General features: G+C 50.7%; 15 protein-coding genes. 8 read left to right on the top strand and 7 right to left on the bottom strand.

The features are described 5' to 3' along the window. Nucleotides 1–21: 21 nt before the first annotated feature. The 6 genes from M1L66_RS24195 to M1L66_RS24170 form a co-directional block, all read right to left on the bottom strand. Nucleotides 22–381, bottom strand: a complete 360-nt coding sequence (locus tag M1L66_RS24195) for a GntR family transcriptional regulator (RefSeq protein ID WP_434688649.1) — start codon at nucleotides 379–381, stop codon at nucleotides 22–24. A gap of 243 nt (nucleotides 382–624) precedes the next feature. Beyond that, the gene (locus M1L66_RS24190) at nucleotides 625–2,280 is read right to left on the bottom strand and encodes an ABC transporter permease (RefSeq protein WP_002602631.1); all 1,656 of its coding nucleotides are present in this window, start codon (nucleotides 2,278–2,280) and stop codon (nucleotides 625–627) included. Further along, nucleotides 2,270–3,361: an ABC transporter ATP-binding protein gene (locus tag M1L66_RS24185; protein ID WP_434688648.1), complete on the bottom strand. Its 1,092-nt coding sequence runs from the start codon at nucleotides 3,359–3,361 to the stop codon at nucleotides 2,270–2,272. The genes M1L66_RS24190 and M1L66_RS24185 overlap by 11 nt, the downstream gene beginning before the upstream one ends. 27 nt (nucleotides 3,362–3,388) lie before the next feature. Continuing rightward, on the bottom strand, nucleotides 3,389–4,495 hold the full coding sequence (locus M1L66_RS24180) for an ABC transporter substrate-binding protein (protein ID WP_187024710.1): 1,107 nt from the start codon (nucleotides 4,493–4,495) through the stop codon (nucleotides 3,389–3,391). Between the two features lie 159 nt (nucleotides 4,496–4,654). Continuing rightward, complete coding sequence (locus tag M1L66_RS24175; protein ID WP_055653760.1) at nucleotides 4,655–5,431, bottom strand: response regulator transcription factor; 777 nt, start codon at nucleotides 5,429–5,431, stop codon at nucleotides 4,655–4,657. After that, nucleotides 5,419–7,131 carry a sensor histidine kinase gene (locus M1L66_RS24170; RefSeq protein WP_187023923.1) on the bottom strand — a complete coding sequence of 571 codons (1,713 nt, stop codon included), beginning with the start codon at nucleotides 7,129–7,131 and terminating at the stop codon, nucleotides 5,419–5,421. The genes M1L66_RS24175 and M1L66_RS24170 overlap by 13 nt, the downstream gene beginning before the upstream one ends. Nucleotides 7,132–7,303: 172 nt before the next feature. Here M1L66_RS24170 and rhaB point away from each other — a divergent pair, with 172 nt between their 5' ends. The 4 genes from rhaB to rhaD are packed head-to-tail and all read left to right on the top strand — an operon-like array spanning nucleotide 7,304 to nucleotide 11,236. Continuing rightward, the gene (rhaB, locus tag M1L66_RS24165) at nucleotides 7,304–8,758 is read left to right on the top strand and encodes a rhamnulokinase (protein ID WP_434688647.1); all 1,455 of its coding nucleotides are present in this window, start codon (nucleotides 7,304–7,306) and stop codon (nucleotides 8,756–8,758) included. Nucleotides 8,759–8,772: 14 nt separating this feature from the next. After that, on the top strand, nucleotides 8,773–9,087 hold the full coding sequence (rhaM, locus tag M1L66_RS24160; RefSeq protein WP_434688646.1) for an L-rhamnose mutarotase: 315 nt from the start codon (nucleotides 8,773–8,775) through the stop codon (nucleotides 9,085–9,087). 40 nt (nucleotides 9,088–9,127) lie between these two features. Next, on the top strand, nucleotides 9,128–10,378 hold the full coding sequence (locus M1L66_RS24155; protein ID WP_055653753.1) for an L-rhamnose isomerase: 1,251 nt from the start codon (nucleotides 9,128–9,130) through the stop codon (nucleotides 10,376–10,378). A 30-nt stretch (nucleotides 10,379–10,408) separates the two neighbouring features. After that, complete coding sequence (gene rhaD, locus M1L66_RS24150) at nucleotides 10,409–11,236, top strand: rhamnulose-1-phosphate aldolase (RefSeq protein WP_187023926.1); 828 nt, start codon at nucleotides 10,409–10,411, stop codon at nucleotides 11,234–11,236. On the opposite strand, the gene M1L66_RS24145 is transcribed toward rhaD, so the two are convergent. Further along, a complete protein-coding gene (locus M1L66_RS24145) occupies nucleotides 11,196–12,110 on the bottom strand; it encodes an aldose 1-epimerase family protein (protein ID WP_187023927.1) in 915 nt (304 codons plus the stop codon). The two genes, rhaD and M1L66_RS24145, sit on opposite strands and share 41 nt — an antisense overlap. A 130-nt stretch (nucleotides 12,111–12,240) precedes the next feature. Here M1L66_RS24145 and M1L66_RS24140 point away from each other — a divergent pair, with 130 nt between their 5' ends. The 4 genes from M1L66_RS24140 to M1L66_RS24125 all read left to right on the top strand — a co-directional run bounded on the left by M1L66_RS24140 (nucleotide 12,241) and on the right by M1L66_RS24125 (nucleotide 16,629). Then, on the top strand, nucleotides 12,241–13,404 hold the full coding sequence (locus M1L66_RS24140; RefSeq protein ID WP_187023928.1) for an ROK family transcriptional regulator: 1,164 nt from the start codon (nucleotides 12,241–12,243) through the stop codon (nucleotides 13,402–13,404). Between the two features lie 135 nt (nucleotides 13,405–13,539). After that, nucleotides 13,540–14,625 carry a tripartite tricarboxylate transporter substrate binding protein gene (locus M1L66_RS24135; RefSeq protein ID WP_434688645.1) on the top strand — a complete coding sequence of 362 codons (1,086 nt, stop codon included), beginning with the start codon at nucleotides 13,540–13,542 and terminating at the stop codon, nucleotides 14,623–14,625. Nucleotides 14,626–14,645: 20 nt separating this feature from the next. Beyond that, nucleotides 14,646–15,089, top strand: coding sequence for a tripartite tricarboxylate transporter TctB family protein (locus M1L66_RS24130; RefSeq protein WP_187023930.1), 444 nt, complete (start codon nucleotides 14,646–14,648; stop codon nucleotides 15,087–15,089). Between the two features lie 10 nt (nucleotides 15,090–15,099). Beyond that, nucleotides 15,100–16,629, top strand: coding sequence for a tripartite tricarboxylate transporter permease (locus tag M1L66_RS24125; RefSeq protein WP_187023931.1), 1,530 nt, complete (start codon nucleotides 15,100–15,102; stop codon nucleotides 16,627–16,629).

The raw sequence follows: 16,629 nt of genomic DNA, 5'->3' as shown, positions 1-16,629 counted from the left end.
CAGCCCTTCTATCCTCAGCCCTCATTTCGGGCCTCCCTCCAGTTCCTGTGAAACCGCGGCTTTGATCTGGTCATCTGTCAGCCCGCAGTTTCTCATGCGGCCTATAAAATCCTGTATCAATCCAGTTACCGTGTCTTCCGACAGCTTCTCCTGGATCTCAGCCCGGACAAAGCTGCCGATGCCCTTGCGGGTCACGATGATTCCCTCCGCCTCCAGATACTGGATAGTCCGGTGGATCGTGAGGGGGGAGACCTCGAAAAGCACTGCGTATTCCCTCACGGAAGGCAGTTTCTCTCCGGGCTGTATGGTTCCGTTTATGATTTGTTCTTTTATGAAGGTTCCAATCTGGATATAGATCGGCTGGTCATTTTGAAAATCCATGGAGAGGCCTCCTGTTATACTGTTATATATATGTATAACAGTATAACGAAAAAAGATGGAGCTGTCAAGTTTAGAACAGGTTCAAAGTTTGCAGGAAATATGGCGGAAGCAAAAATAATCCTTCTGTTTCCATAGCAGAGGGGCAAAAAAATAGTTCCCGGCCAGCGCATCACATTTTCGTGAGCCGGCCGGGAAACTATATGGTTTTGTCATGGTATTAGTTTTTTTACATCAGGTTGTTATCTACAGGCTCAGATCCTTTCCGCCATTTACCCGGTTGAAGATCAGCAATGAAACGACCGTCAGGACCGTCAGTATGGTGGACAGCGCTGCTGCTATGCCGTAGTTGCCTCGTACCACCTCCGTGTAAACGGCGACCGTCAGTGTCTTTGTCTTGCCTGTATACAGGATGATGGCCGTGGACAGCTCGCTGATCATGGTAACCCAGCTTAATATTGCGCCGGAGACGATTCCAGCCGTCATCATGGGTACGGTAACCTTGAAAAATGATTTCATCTTCGATGCGCCGAGGGAGATGGCCGCTTCCTCGATGCTCATCGGAATCTGCTGCAGGATGGCCACCGAGGAGCGGATCGTATATGGAAGCCGCCGGATTACGAGGGCGACGACCATGATCAGCATGGTACCGCTTAACATAACAGGCTTTTTATTGAAGCCGGTAAGAAGCGCAATACCGAGAACGGTGCCGGGCACGATATAAGGAATCATGGAGATGATATCCACCGTGCTGGTGAGCGCGTTCTTTCTGCGGACGACTAAGTAGGCGATCATGATCGCCAGAAGTACAATAATGACTAGCGCACAGATCGGTATGATGATGGTGTTCTGAATACTCCGTCCCAGCTTTCCAAACGCGGAAGCGTAGCTTTCCAGCGAGTAGCCGGGGACGAAGATCTTTCCTTCCGTTTTCTTGAAGGAGGTGTAGCTGACGTATATCTGGGGCAGAATCGCGATTCCCACGACCAGATAGGAGGCCGCGTGAGCCAGGAAGCCGGCCAGCCCTTTCGGCGCCTTCTCCTCGATGGGATGCAGGGCGTTTAAGGAAAATGCGTTCTTATTGGACACGTATTTCTGCGCCAGGAAGACGACAGTGGTGACGACGATGGCGATAACCGCGATGGCCGCCGCAAATCCGTCGTTGCCGCCCACCTCGTTGATGAACTCCGTATAGAGGACGACCGGGAAGGTCCGGTACCCTTCGCCGATCAGCATCGGTGTTCCGAAGTCCGCGAAGGAACGCATGAATACCAGCAGGGCCGCGGCCAGAAGCGTTGGCATGATTAACGGAATGACAACCTTAAAAAAGCACTTAATGCCGGAACAGCCCAGGTTGTTAGCCGCCTCCACCAGGGAATTGTCGATATTTTTGAGCGCGCCCTTGGCGTAGAGGAATACCAGCGGGAACAGCTGCAGCGTCATGACGAGCACGATCCCGCCGAAGCCGTAGATATCCGGTATGGTGATTCCGATATTCTTGAAAAATGTAGTGATGACACCGCTTCTGCCCAACAGTAGGATCCAGGAGTAAGCGCCGATAAACGGTGCGGACATGGATGCCACGATGATCAGGATGTTCAGCAGAGATTTTCCTTTTATCTTATAAATGGAGAAGATATAGGCTAACGGCGTTCCAATCGCAATGGAAAGAACCGTCGCCGCGATGGACACCTTAAAGCTGTTGAACAGGGTGTTGAAATAGTAACTCTTAGAAAAGAATTTGGTAAAGTTGGCCATGGAGAACTGGCCTGTTTCGGCATCTATGACAGACTGCTGAATTAAGTGGGCCATAGGATAAATCAGAAACAGGGCATAAACTGCGATGGTGCACAGCGTGATGATTCCCCATATGTCCAGCCGGAATTTGCTATTATCCTTCATAGAATGCCTCACTCCTTACGAGATTTACACTGCCTTCCTTGTTAAAGACATTGATTTTATGCTTTTTCACCTGGAGCAGTACCCTCTGTCCCGGTTTCAGTTCGTCTTCGATGGAAGACTCCTCGACGATCTCCACTGTCTTCTGCCCGTCGTCAGTCTCCACAAAATAGTGTGTATTTAAACCGAGATACGTATATTCCTTTACGACGCCGGAGATGCCCTCTGTTCCATTCGGGGAGATGACGAATTCTTCCGGGCGCACGGAGCATAAGACCTCCTGGCCGGCCGTCTGTTTTAAGCAGTCCATCTCCACCCGGTATCCGTTGCCGAAAACGATAGAGCCGTTCTCCACCCGGGCGGGAATGATGTTGGTTCTGCCGATAAAGGTGGCGACGAAGACATTCTTTGGTCTCTGGTATATGTCCTTGGGAGTGCCGACGTGCTGAATGACGCCGTCCTTCATGACTGCGATGGTATCGCTGATGGCCATCGCCTCCTCCTGATCATGGGTGACATAGACGGTAGTGATGCCGACATCCTTCTGGGTGTGGCGGATCACGCTTCTCATCTCCAGACGAAGCTTGGCATCCAGATTTGACAGTGGTTCATCCATCAGCAGAACGTCCGGGGTGATGACCAGCGCCCGGGCCAGCGCGACACGCTGCTGCTGGCCGCCGGAGAGCTGGTTGGGCATACGCTCGGCAAACTGCATGATCTGCATCAGATTTAAGTATTTATCTGTCTCAGTCTTAATCTTTTCTTTTTCAATCTTTCTGTTTTTTAAACCAAAAGCAACGTTGTCGCGTACCGTCATATTGGGGAATATGGCATAGTTCTGAAAAACCATGCCGATATTCCGCTTGCTGGGGTCCATATCATTGATACGGGTGTTATTGAAATAGATATCACCACCCTCAATGGAGTTGAATCCCGCGATCATACGAAGAAGTGTGGTCTTGCCGCAGCCGGAAGGCCCAAGGAGGGTAAAGAGTTCCCCGTCCCTGATGGTGGCATTTAAGTCAGGGATGACCGTGTTATTACCATACTTCTTAACTGCGTCTTTTATAATAATTTTACTCATCTTTAACCTCCGGCCCTCTCATTTGCTCTACTTGGATGACTCTATGCTTGTGAAAATATCGGTATACTTGTTCACGAGCTCTTTCTTATGAGCGCTCACATACGGGATATCCTCTTCGATTACATAGATGTCAGACATTGGTGTCATGAAATCACTGGTTTTCGCGTCTTTTAATACCGGACGGTTGGTCAGGGTTGTTCCCCAGATATTCTGAACTTCCTCGCTGATGATGAAGTCGATAAACAGCTTTGCATTATCCATGTTCTTCGCACCTTTTACGATGGTTGCGGATGCTGGAAGATAAACACTGCCTTCCTTTGGATAGATGATCTTGACCGGAGCGCCGTCCTTTACAAGCTGCGCGCACGGATCTTCATAGGAAAGGCCCACCAGATACTCGCCGTCCGCGACTCCCTTGTATACACCTGAGGAGCTCTCGATGATCTTTCCGTCGATATTGGTAAAGAGATCTTCCACGTATTTCCAGGCTGCGTCGTCCTCATATCCGCCCATAGCCAGCAGAATGTTGGTCAGCTGCGCAAATGCGGAGGAGGAGTTGGCCGGGTCAGCCGTTGCGATCTTGCCCTTTAATTCCGGATTTAACAGATCGGCATAGCCCTCGACCTTGATATCCCCGATTAAGTCGGTGTTGACGATTAAGCAGCTGCCGTCGAGTACGTTGCCGGTGATGAAGCCGCAGGTATTCTTGTAGGCGTCGAGTACGCCGGAATCGTTAGGAGATACGTATGGTTCCCAGAGGTCCTCATTGTCAAAGGCCAGGGACCAGGAGCCGCCGAAGAGTACGTCGGCGTACGGATCATTTTTCTCGGACTGGATTCTCTTGACCAGTTCTCCGGTGCCAGCCTGGATCACTTCCACGTCAACGCCGTACTTTTCTTCAAACAGCGGGATTGTCGCGTTCATGAGTCCTTCGGAGTTGGGAGAGTAAACCACCAGCTTGCCGCCGCCTTTTTTTGCTTCCGGCTCTGCCGTCTTTGTATCGCCCGCTGCCTCGGTGCCTGCCTCTGCCTTCGGAGCCGCCGTTGTCGCCGGTGTGGAAGAGGAAGAAGAACAGCCCGCCAGAGCCGCTGTTGTCATCGTGAGCGCCATTGCCAATGCAATTGTTTTTTTCATAGTAAATCCTCCTTCAATTGTTGTTTGTATCTCTATTTTAGTGAATATGCATAAAATATAATACCTGAATTTCCGAACAAACAGCAAAAATACCGAACACATCAGTGAGATTTGTTCGGTATTTTCGTATTTATCCGCTGTGTACAAGTTTAAAAGCCTTTATATAATCTTTGTACGGTATTCTTTTGGGGAACAACCCATATATTTCTTGAAGACGTAGCTGAAGTACTTATAGTCCCCGATCCCGCATTTCCATCCGATATCGGAAATGGCATTCCCCTCGTCCCTCAGCATGGCCAGGGCCTTCTGGATGCGGTACCGGTTCAGATACTCGATTACGGTGGTGCCTAACGCCTTCTGAAACCGCTGGTTTAAATAGCGCTCCGAGTAATGCAGCTCTTCTTCTAAGTCGGCCAGCGCGATCTTCTGATCGTAGTTTCTGGCGATGAAATCGAGAATCTGAGAGGCAACCGGGTCCATGCCGCCCATGGAGTCCGGCTCCGGTATCAGAACGGAATGCTTCAGCTTTTCCCGGTCCTCCATCTCCCGGCGGAGAATTCCGATGTTTTTCAGTTCCAGGGCAGCCCGTTCCAGCGCTTCCTTCATTTCCTCCATATCCAGGGGTTTTAAAACGTAGTAGGAGACGCCGTTTCGGATGGCTTCCCTGGCATACTCAAAGTCGGAGTAGCCGGTCAGGATGATGGCGACGTAATCATAGGCACATTTCGTCCTGGCGATCATCTGGAGTCCGTCCTCTACCGGCATGTTGATATCGGTTATGACGATGTCCGGGTTCCTCTCTGCGATCAGAGCGCCGCCCTCTTCCCCGTTTCGTGCCTCCCCGACGACACTGCAGTTAAATTCCTCCCACGGTACGGAGTTTTTGATTCCTCTTCGGATGATGTCCTCATCCTCTACCAATATTACACTGTACAAGGTTTCTTCTCCTTATTTTTTAATCTGATATCCACCCGGAAATATTCCCCTTCCCGGCTGTCTATGGTCATCTCGCTGTTGTCCCCGTATTCCAGCACAATGCGCCGGGCCAGATTCTGGAGGCCGTTGTGCTCGGTTTTCAATTCTTCCGATTTTAACATGGCCCGCAGGGTCTCCAGCGTGGAGCGGGGAACGCCTGGGCCGTCGTCCTCGACGCTCAGACAGAGGTAGTCTTCCTCACACCATCCGCGTATGGCGACACGGATTTCCATCTTCTTCTTAAAACCGTATTTAATGCTGTTCTCAATGAGGGGCTGTAAAAGCAGCTTCGGAACACGGTATCTCATGCACTCGTCCGTGAGGGCGGTCTCGCAGAGAAAACGGTCTCCGAACCGGGTACGCTGGATATAGAGGTAGTCTTCTATGTATCGCATATCCTCAAGCAATATGACATCCTGCTTCGTGTTATTGATGCTGTAGCGCAGAATATGCGTGAATTTCTCGATGAGGTGAGCGGCTTTATCGGGCTCCGACATGATCAGGTACTTGATGGTGTCCAGTGTGTTATAGATAAAATGAGGATTGATCTGGGTCTGTAGGTTGCTGATCTCGATCATGCTGTTTAAACGGATTAAATCGGTGTTGCGCGTGTTCAGATCGTTGATGCTCTTAACCATACGGTTGATCTGGCTGGCGATCTCCTCGAATTCATCTCCGGTATGGATTTCGATCACATGGCCGCTGTCGCCGTGGCGTATGATTCTCATCTCATCGGCCAGCATGCCGACCGACCGGGCATTCTTTTCCGCCATGAGTTTGGAGAGCCTCAAGGTCATGATAAACCAGATCACGCCCAGAAACACGATGGTCAGGATACCGATGGTAAGATAGAGCACATTTTTCGGGTAATAGATAAAGGAATAGAGAAACACGCCCTCGTCCTTCATAAAATGGGACGAAAGCAGATACCGGTTTCCGTGAAGGAAGACCATGCGCTCCTGTGATTCATTTCTGAATTTATTGGTATTCCGCTCCGGCAGAAATCCCTCGCGGGAGCAGAAGATGATATCCCCGTTTGCGGTGGTGATGATGTTGTCGTACTGATAATCGGAAAACAGCCGGGCCCAGTCATGGCCGTTTAAATAGGCGCCCACAAACCCGATAAGTTCGCCGCTGCGGTAAAGGGGCTTGGAGAAGACGTATTCCGAGGTGTCCCCGGTAAAATAGTAGACGGTGTGATAGAGGTCCGGGCCATTTTCGGCTGCGTTGTCACAGACAATGCCGTTAAATGCGATCCGGTGCAGGTTCATATCATCGGCGCCGTAGCTGGTATAGACGATATTCCGGTCCCGGTCTGCCAGAATTAAGTTCAGGCGGATCGGGCTGTCTACATTGTACTTACTTAAGGAGTAATGTACCTCGCTGCCATCCGTCCCATCCTCGATGCACCGCGTAAAAACGGAGTCATTTTCCGTGTCGTTTAAGTAGGAATCCGTGGCGTAATAAGCCGTTTGAAAGGTGCTGGTTAAAAATTCAATGTGTTCCTGCACATTAAACCTGGTGTTTAAATAGTTAATCCCGAAAATGGCGGCTGAAAAAAACAGGCATCCGATGAAAACCAGGAAAACAATATTTCTGGTTGCCGCTTTTTCCAGCTGTTTTTGAAAAATAGTCTGTTCCCGTTTCTGTTTTAATGCCATGACGGCCTCCCATCGAAGGGCCTGCGGACAGTAATGGTCCGCAGACAGATATTTATACATGCAGTATAGCACAAGACTGCAAATAAGGACACATTTTTTAATAAACCGAGACCTTTTTTTCTGCCTGATAATTCGATAAAATATGATTAGAAAATATCGGAGGGTGATACAAATGGAGAACTATTACCTTGCAGTGGACATCGGCGCCTCCAGCGGCCGCCATATCCTCGGCACAGTGAAGGACGGAACAATCAGCCTGGAAGAGATCTATCGTTTTGAAAACGGCATGGAGAAGAGAAACGGCCATCTCTGCTGGGATGTGGAATCCCTGTTTCACGAGATCAAGATGGGAATGAAGCAGTGTGCGGCGCTGGGAAAGATTCCGTGCAGTATGGGAATCGATACCTGGGCGGTGGATTTTGTCCTGCTGGACAGAGACGGACGGAGGCTGGGAGACGCGGTCGGCTACCGGGATGACAGGACGAAGGGCATGGACGAAAAAGTATACGAAGTCATTTCTCAGGAGGCCCTGTATGAAAGGACCGGAATCCAGAAGCAGATATTCAACACCATCTATCAGCTGATGGCGGTGAAAGAGGAACAGCCGGAGGCACTTTCCGGCGCGGAGTCCCTGCTGATGATCCCGGATTACTTCCATTACATGCTGACCGGCGTGAAGAGACAGGAATATACCAACGCGACGACCACCCAGCTGGTCAGTCCGGTGACGAAGACGTGGGACTATGAGCTGATTCGTCAGCTCGGATATCCTGAAAAACTGTTTACCGAGCTGTCCATGCCGGGAACCGTGGTAGGGACGCTGACGAAAGCCGTGCAGGATGAGGTCGGCTTTAACTGCAAGGTGGTTCTTCCTGCGACCCATGACACAGGCTCCGCGGTTATGGCGGTCCCGGTTCCGGAGAAAGGGGAAAGAAAAGGCCATGAGACTGAAAAAACACATGATACGGACGGCGATCTGTTATACATCAGTTCCGGCACCTGGTCCCTGATGGGCACCGAGTTAAGCGAGGCCGACTGTTCTGCAGAAAGCCGGAAGGCTAATCTGACAAACGAAGGCGGTTACGAGTATCGTTTCCGTTATTTGAAGAACATCATGGGCCTGTGGATGATTCAGTCTGTAAAAAAGGAGCTAGCCGCGGCCGGAGAAGAATATTCTTTCGCTGAACTTTGCCGCATGGCGTCCCATGAGACCATAAAGTCCATTGTGCCCTGCAACGACGATGTATTTCTCGCGCCGAAGAGCATGACGGAAGCGGTAAACGCGTATTTAAGAGAAGCCGGCCAGGAAGTACCGGAGACGGCCGGTGCGCTGGCGGCGGTTATCTACAACAGCCTGGCTCAGTGTTACAAGGAGACGGTGGAGGAACTGGAAGCCATCACAGGCAGAACGTATCAGGCTGTGAATATTGTGGGAGGCGGTTCCAACGCAGAGTATTTAAACCAGCTGACTGCAAAGGCCACGGGGAAAACGGTATACGCGGGTCCGGGCGAGGCAACCGCCATCGGCAATCTTCTGGCTCAGATGATCAGAGCCGGAGAATTTCAGGGGCTTACGGAAGCGAGAGCGGCCGTATACCATTCATTTGAGATCAGCACATACGAATAACGGAGGAACTGAGGATGATACATAAATCATTTAAAATGCATCTGTATGAAGGCATGGCCGAAGAGTATGAGAGGCGGCACAACCTTTTATGGCCGGAGATGAAGGACATGATCCATGAGTATGGCGGCCATAACTATTCTATTTTTCTGGACAGCGAGACGAATGTGCTCTATGGCTATATAGAGATTGAAGAGGAAGCAAAATGGGCGAAATCAGCAGACACGGCCATTAACCGCAAATGGTGGGATTATATGGCCGACATCATGGATACAAACCCGGACAACAGCCCGGTGAGTATGGATTTAAAGCCGGTATTCCATCTGGACTGACCGGCGGTACAGATAAAATCAGAAAGAGGAGAATGATATCATGACAGTAAAAGAGAGATATGAAGCCGCAAAGGAAATTTACCGTGCAGTCGGTGTGGATACGGACGCCGCCCTGGAGGCCCTGAAAAATATTCCGGTTTCCATGCACTGCTGGCAGGGAGACGATGTAATTGGATTTGACGGGGCAGGCGCACTTTCCGGCGGGATTCAGGCGACCGGAAACTACCCGGGACGCGCAAGAACACCGGAAGAGCTGATGGCCGATATGGACGAGGCGCTCAGCCTGATTCCGGGAACACACAGAATCAACCTTCATGCAAGCTATGCCGTATTTGAAGAGGGTGAATGGGCAGACAGAGACAAGCTGGAGCCGAAGCATTTTGCAAAATGGGTGGAATTTGCAAAGGAAAGGGGCCTCGGAATCGACTTTAACCCGACCTTATTCTCCCACGCGAAGGCGGAAAATGCCACATTATCCAGTGAAGTTTTAGAGATCCGCAAATTCTGGATCGACCATGTGAAGGCATGCATCCGCATTTCCGAGTATTTTGCAAAGGAGCTGGGGACGCCATGTACCATGAATATCTGGATTCCCGACGGATTCAAGGACATTCCGGCGGACCGTACGGCTCCGAGAGCGAGACTGAAGGATTCCCTGGATCAGATCCTTTCCATCGATTACGACAAGTCCAGCGTGTTTGTGGCGGTTGAGTCCAAGGTGTTCGGAATTGGTATGGAAAGCTGCACGGTCGGTTCCCATGAGTTCTATATGAATTACGCTTCCAAGAATGATATTTTATGCCTGCTGGACAGCGGTCACTATCACCCGACAGAGGTTGTTTCCGACAAGATTTCTTCCATGCTTCTGTTCTTTGACAAGGTGGCTCTTCACGTGACGAGACCGGTGCGCTGGGACAGCGACCATGTAGTCTTATTTGACGATGAGACGAGAGCGATCGCGGGGGAAATCATCCGCGGCGGCGCAGACCGCGTCTTACTGGCCCTCGATTTCTTTGATGCCAGCATCAACCGCATCAGTGCCTGGGTTGTAGGCATGCGCAATATGCAGAAAGCGCTGTTAAACGCATTGCTTCTTCCGAACGCCAGGATGGCGGAACTTCAGAACAACAGGCAGTTTACGGAATTAATGATGCTTTCCGAGGAAATGAAGACCTATCCGTTAGGCGATGTATGGGATTACTTCTGCGAGCAGAACGGCGCCCCGGTTAAGGAAGCGTGGTTTGAGGAAGTAAAGAGGTATGAGGCCGACGTTCTGGCAAAGAGAAGTTAAATAAAAACAGAAAGAACAGGTGTATATAAAATGAAAGTAACAGAAGCAGAATTTGTAAAAGGCTTTATCCGTCTCTGTGACGACGGTTTCAAACAGAACTGGCATGAAAGAAACGGCGGCAACTTGAGCTACCGCATCAAACCGGAAGAAGTGGAATCCGTGAAGGAAGAATTAACAGACACGAATCCATGGCAGCCGATCGGAACCAGCGTTCCGAAGCTGGCCGGCGAGTATTTTATGGTAACGGGAAGCGGAAAATACTTCCGCAATGTAATCCTTGATCCGGCGGCCAACAGCTGCATCATCGAGGTAGATGAGGCGGGAGAGAACTACCGCATCTGCTGGGGCCTGGTGAATGGCGGACGCCCAACCAGCGAGCTCCCATCCCATCTGATGAACCATGAAGTGAAGAAAGAAGTTACTAATGGAAAGCACCGCGTTATTTACCATGCGCATCCGACCAATGTCATCGCCCTGACCTTCGTTCTTCCGCTGGAAGACAAGGTATTTACGAGAGAATTATGGGAAATGGCTACCGAGTGTCCGGTCGTATTTCCGGATGGCGTCGGCGTAGTAGGCTGGATGGTTCCGGGCGGACGCGACATCGCCGTGGCTACCAGCGAACTGATGAAGAAGTATGACGTTGCCGTATGGGCTCACCACGGCCTGTTTGCCTCCGGCGAAGATTTTGATCTGACCTTCGGCCTGATGCATACTGTGGAGAAGTCTGCCGAAATTCTCGTGAAGGTGCTCTCCATCCGCCCCGACAAGCTTCGGACGATTACCCCGCAGAATTTTAGGGATCTGGCAAAGGATTTTAAGGTAACACTTCCGGAAGAGTTTCTGTACGAGAAATAAGAGGCCTTACTGCCATGGAGAGGTCGTGGGAGGCGCCTGGTTCCAGTCTTCGGACATGATTTTTATGAATCAGCTCGTCCCCTTCTCCTGTGCGGGCTCCGGAACCGTTCCAGGGCTCGATGCAGAGAAACGGCGCCCTGTCCGGGTACACGGTCCAAAATGCAATCGTCTCAAAGTCCGGATAGGAAACCTCGACGCCACGGCCGCTTTCCCGATGGACGAGAGAGACACGGCGTGAGGCGATTTCGGGAAAATAGAGGGCATTGTCCTGGAAGAGTTCCCTGGAAAGGGGAATGATACGGCCATGCAGTTCGTATCCGATTGCGCCGGAGAGATATTCTCCCAGGAAACGGTCAAAGGGCATGGCATAAGTGGACTCCTCTTTCTCAAATAAAAGACTGTAATCCTCGAAGACAGCGTCTTCCTCTATAGGACAGCAGAAGCCAGGATGGGCTCCGATGCAGTAATACAGGGCAGAGGAGTCCTTGTTGGCGACCCGGTATTTCAGGAGAAGGCTCTCATACTGCAGCTCATAAGTCAGCGACAGGCAGAAGGACCAGGGATACATGGTTTTTGTGTATTCACTGTCCTGAAGAAGGAAGGACACGCTGCAGTTAGTCCGTGTGGTCCTCTGAAACTCCATATCCTTGCAGAAACCGTGCTTTGGCAGGCTGTATTCGCTTCCGTCTATCACGATCCGGTTATCCCGGCAGCCTCCAACCACGGGAAAGAGGAGCGGAGAACAGCGGTCCCAGAAGCGCGGATCCCGCTGCCAGATGTATTCTTTCCCTCTGCGGTCTTTTAAAGAAACAAGCTGTGCTCCTGCGCTGTCAATCACCGCGGTCAATTCTGAATTTCTAATTGTAGTCAACATAAATCTTCCCCATTTCTGTAAATTGATACGGATACTATACCATCCTTTTTGCTTGCCGGAAACAGGAATATCGAGTATGATAGTGATAGTGCTCCGGGGAGTACTTTAGTCAGGAAAGGAGGCTTGTCCTATGCTTCGCATTGAAAACACCGGTAAATCTCAGATGAAATCCAGAAACAGGGTTCGCATATTTCGCGAAATTTTAAATCATGAAGGCATTTCCAGAAAACAGCTGGAGAAGCGCCTGGGCCTTTCTGCGCCGTCCGTCACGCGGGTAGTGGAGGAGCTGCTGCGGGAGGGGCTTATATGTGAGGAAGGCACTGAACAGACCCATATGGGACGCAGGCCGGTTATGCTCTGTGTCAAAAAGAATGCCTATTACAGCGTCGGAATGAATTTAAGCAGATCGAGGCTTTACTACTGTATCAGGAACCTGGGAGGAGAGCCGGTGCATTCCGGTGAGATAAGGCTTTTAGGGAAAACGAAGGGGGATCAGCTCTTAAGTCTGATGGAACATGCCGTCCAGGACTGCTTAGAGACTGCAGGCATTGAGAAGAAACACCTTCTTGCCATTGGTATTGCCTCCCGCGGAACGGTAAACGAAGGAAAGGGAAGCGTAATCTATTCACCCGACTCAGGAGAGGAGATCCATGTAAAGGAATACATGGGAGCGCGGTATGACTGTGAGATTCTCGTGGAAAACAACGTGATTGCCGACTTAAAAGGGCAGTATCTGGACTTGAGCGGTACCAACCGGAATCTGGTGTATCTTTACATTTCCGACGGCGTCGGAGGCAGCATTATCTGCAATGGCCAGGTGATCGACGGCGAGAACAGCATGGCAGGTAAGTTCGCCCACATCCTCGTGGAGAGCGGAGGAAGACGGTGCGCCTGCGGAAAAAGAGGACATTTGGAATCGTATGTGTCAAAGCCGGCCATGGAAGAGGCGTACTTTGAAGCCAGCGGGAAACGGCTGGAACTGCCGGAGATCTGCAGGCAGGCTAATGAGGGCGAGACGGCCGCGGCTGCAGTCCTGACGGATGTCATCGACAAGCTGGCGGTTGGAATCAATCAGATTCTTCTGGTTGTGAACCCCGGAACGCTTGTGTTGTATGGTGATCTGTTCGAGAGTGTCGATGGGATTCTGGAGCGTTTGAAGCAGAAGACGAAGGAACTGGCCTTTACGGAGGAGATTGCCGACAACTGCTGGATGGTGAGAGAGACGAAAAATGTCCGCATTGAGGATAGCATTGCCAGACTGTCTGTGGAACGGGCTCTGGAGATTATTGTCTAAACTTAATAAAAAAATATAATTTCATATTGAAATAATATAGAGATGTGATATAATGATAAAAAGACAACGGGGTGTGTCTTAAAAATTTAACTAATTAATTTCAAAATGAAATTATATGAAAAGGAGAGGCAGCAAATGAAAAGAAGAAATTTGATGGCATTGGTACTTGCGGGAGTTATGGCGGCGTCGGTTATGGGATGCGCCAGCCAGAGCGGAGCGAAGAATCCGTCTGAGACACAGAAGGAGGCCGCCAAAGAGGAAGCATCCAATGAGAGTGTGTCCAAGGACAATGAGAGTGGAGCCGCCGACAGCGCCGTCGTGCCGGCTGGCAGCTGGAAGCCGGACCATGACATTACGATCCGTGTTCCCAATGCAGCAGGGGGAACCATGGACACGATCACGAGGATTTTGGGACAGGGAATTCAGCAGAGCACGGGAACGACGGTTATGATTAATAATCTGACCGGAGCGTCCGGTGCCATTGCAGCCAATGATCTTCTTGCCAAGGACGCAGATCCCTGCGAGCTGATGACGTCTGGAATCGCGCTCTTTACACTGGCGCCTCTCTTTAATCAGGATATTAAGGTCAGCCTTGACGATTTCGCCATTGTATCCGGCATGGTATCTGAGGATTTTGTACTCTGTGTGAACCCGGAAAAGAGCGGCATCCATAACTGGGAGGAACTGAAGGCCTATGGAGAGAAGGAGCGGATTCTGTTCGGCTCCAATACACCTGGAGGAACGACTCATATGCTGGGCACTGCGCTGTTCGGAGAAGCGGGCTTAAACGCGGAGGCTGTAACATCGGACGGAACGAATAAGGATATGCTGGCCCTGACCTCCGGTGACGTAGTCTGCGCCATCGGCAATGCCAGCGCCTGTCAGCAGTTTATCGAAGAGGGAACGGCCGTTCCCATCGTGGTATTTTCAGCGGACGCCTATGAAGGATTCGAAGGTTTTACCGTTCCGTCCGTCGTGGATTTGGGATATGATATTCAGTTCAAATCCTGCAACTTCCTGATGGCGAAAAAGGGAGCGGACCAGGCGGCTCTGGATCAGATTCATGACATGATTCAGGCCTATACGGAAACCGAGGAATGTAAGAAACTGGCCGAGAGCGCAAAATACGTCCCGGATATTGCCGACGGCGAGACCGTCCGTGCCATGATTGAGGATTCCGCTAACATGTGTCAGGAAATCTACGAAAAATATTATCACTAATAAGGCAGGGAGAAAGCGATATGAAAGTGAAGTACAGGACAAATCTGTGGGCCGGAATCGTAAGCGTGATCTTCGGCCTGGCAGTCCTCTGGCTGATTCCGGCTCAGATAGGTACAGAATATTCGTCAGGAAACAGCCTGACTTCCAGGGCCGTTCCCGGTGGAGCAGCCATTCTGTTTATCGTATGCGGCGCGGCGCTGATCGTCCAGAGCCTTATTTTAAAGAAGGACACGGTCCGGGAACTGGATCTGGCAAAAGAAGGCAAGGCGTTCCTTTACATGGCGGTGTTTGGGATCTATGTGATCCTGTTTGAATACAGCTTTATTGTGGCTTCCATATTCCTGGGAGCCGCAACCCTGCTTTTTACAAAGAGTAAAAAGCAGCTGTATTATATGATCGTAATTATCACGGTTTTCGTCCTGTATCTGCTGTTTACGCAGGTACTTCACGTGAGACTGAAGTAGGAGGCCGCAAATGAAGGAAATTATATTTCAGGCACTGCCCCAGCTGTTTACTCTGGAGAACTTTGTATTTGTAAACCTGGGGATTTTTATCGGAATCATTTTCGGCTCCATACCAGGGCTGAATGGCAATCTGGCCATTACCGTTCTGATTCCATTTACGTTTAAATTAGGCAGTGTTCCAGCCCTGCTGATGCTGACTGCCATCTTTTTTGGCTCGAATTTCGGAGGCTCCATAACGGCGATTCTGATCAATACGCCGGGAACGAACGCAGCGGCAGCCACCCTGCTGGACGGATATCCCCTGTCGAAAAAGGGAAAGACCAGGAAGGCCCTGGACATGGCCCTGGCGGCGTCCACCTTTGGCGGACTGGTAAGTGCGTTGTGCCTCCTGTTTTTCGCACCCCAGATCAGCAAGATCGCCGTCTATTTCGGAGCCCCGGAGTATTTTGCCCTGGCGGTGTTCGGGCTGTCCGTAATCGCCTCAGTCAGCGGACGGAGCATTTTAAAGGGAGTGATCAGCGGGGCCTTCGGCGTACTGATCGCCACGGTGGGAATTGATGCTGTCAGCGGCGTTACCCGTTTTACCTTCGGTAGTCTTCAGATGTATAACGGAATCAAAATGCTGGCGGTTTTACTGGGCGTTTACGCGATTGCACAGATGATCAGCCGTGTAAACGGCACGGAAGAGGAGGAAGCGGGGACAGAGCTGAAGAAGGCAGATCCCTCGGACCGCCTGACGCTCGGCGAATTAAAGAGTACCGTTCCCACCATGCTGAAATCCTCCGCGATCGGAGCGTTTATCGGAGCCATTCCGGGCACAGGCGGGGCGATCGCCTCCTATATCGCTTATAACGAGGCCAAACGCTGCGCGAAACCGGGCGAGAAGTTCGGTGAGGGAGAATTAAAGGGAATCGCTGCGCCGGAGTCCGCCAACAATGGGGCGACCGCGGCCACGCTGATTCCGCTGCTTACACTGGGAATTCCGGGAGATGCGGTGGCGGCCACGCTGTTGGGCGCATTCACCATGCATGGGCTGGTGGTTGGTCCGAAGCTGTTTTCCACTTCGGGTCCGGTCGTTTATGCCATTTTGATCGGATGTGTGATTTCTCAGATTGTGATGTTTTTACAGGGAAAATATCTGCTTCCCCTGTTCGTAAAAATCACACACATTCCGCAGGAGCTTTTAACGGCGCTTCTGGTTGTTATCTGCTGTACGGGAGCATTTTCACTGGCGAATTCTTCCTTTGACGTGAGGGTCATGCTGATTTTCGGCTGTATCGCTTATTTCATGCAGAAGGTGGAGCTGCCTCCCGTTCCGATTATTCTCGGAATCGTTCTTGGCCCCATCGCAGAGGCCAACTTAAGAAATTCCCTGGTCCTTTCAGACGGCTCCTGGACCATATTCTTAAAACGCCCAATCTGTCTGGCGTTTATTATTCTGACCTTTGTTCTGATCTGGCTTTTAAAGAAGAACGACAAAAAGCAGCGGAGCATGGAAGCAGAATTTCTGAAAAAATACGGAGAAAATACGGAGAAGTAA

Origin of the sequence: Hungatella sp. SB206 (assembly GCF_051132295.1) — a bacterium.
Classification (GTDB): domain Bacteria; phylum Bacillota; class Clostridia; order Lachnospirales; family Lachnospiraceae; genus Hungatella; species Hungatella effluvii.
Note: the sequence above shows the minus strand (reverse complement) of the source record. Positions and strands in the feature narration are given on the sequence as shown.

Coding starts and splice junctions, on each gene's coding strand:
- M1L66_RS24190 (WP_002602631.1), bottom strand. CDS start 2,280: ATGAAGGATAATAGCAAATTCCGGCTGGACATATGGGGAATCATCACG.
- M1L66_RS24195 (WP_434688649.1), bottom strand. CDS start 381: ATGGATTTTCAAAATGACCAGCCGATCTATATCCAGATTGGAACCTTC.
- M1L66_RS24135 (WP_434688645.1), top strand. CDS start 13,540: ATGAAAAGAAGAAATTTGATGGCATTGGTACTTGCGGGAGTTATGGCG.
- M1L66_RS24155 (WP_055653753.1), top strand. CDS start 9,128: ATGACAGTAAAAGAGAGATATGAAGCCGCAAAGGAAATTTACCGTGCA.
- M1L66_RS24185 (WP_434688648.1), bottom strand. CDS start 3,361: ATGAGTAAAATTATTATAAAAGACGCAGTTAAGAAGTATGGTAATAAC.
- rhaB (WP_434688647.1), top strand. CDS start 7,304: ATGGAGAACTATTACCTTGCAGTGGACATCGGCGCCTCCAGCGGCCGC.
- M1L66_RS24145 (WP_187023927.1), bottom strand. CDS start 12,110: ATGTTGACTACAATTAGAAATTCAGAATTGACCGCGGTGATTGACAGC.
- M1L66_RS24180 (WP_187024710.1), bottom strand. CDS start 4,495: ATGAAAAAAACAATTGCATTGGCAATGGCGCTCACGATGACAACAGCG.
- M1L66_RS24140 (WP_187023928.1), top strand. CDS start 12,241: ATGCTTCGCATTGAAAACACCGGTAAATCTCAGATGAAATCCAGAAAC.
- M1L66_RS24130 (WP_187023930.1), top strand. CDS start 14,646: ATGAAAGTGAAGTACAGGACAAATCTGTGGGCCGGAATCGTAAGCGTG.
- rhaD (WP_187023926.1), top strand. CDS start 10,409: ATGAAAGTAACAGAAGCAGAATTTGTAAAAGGCTTTATCCGTCTCTGT.
- rhaM (WP_434688646.1), top strand. CDS start 8,773: ATGATACATAAATCATTTAAAATGCATCTGTATGAAGGCATGGCCGAA.
- M1L66_RS24170 (WP_187023923.1), bottom strand. CDS start 7,131: ATGGCATTAAAACAGAAACGGGAACAGACTATTTTTCAAAAACAGCTG.
- M1L66_RS24125 (WP_187023931.1), top strand. CDS start 15,100: ATGAAGGAAATTATATTTCAGGCACTGCCCCAGCTGTTTACTCTGGAG.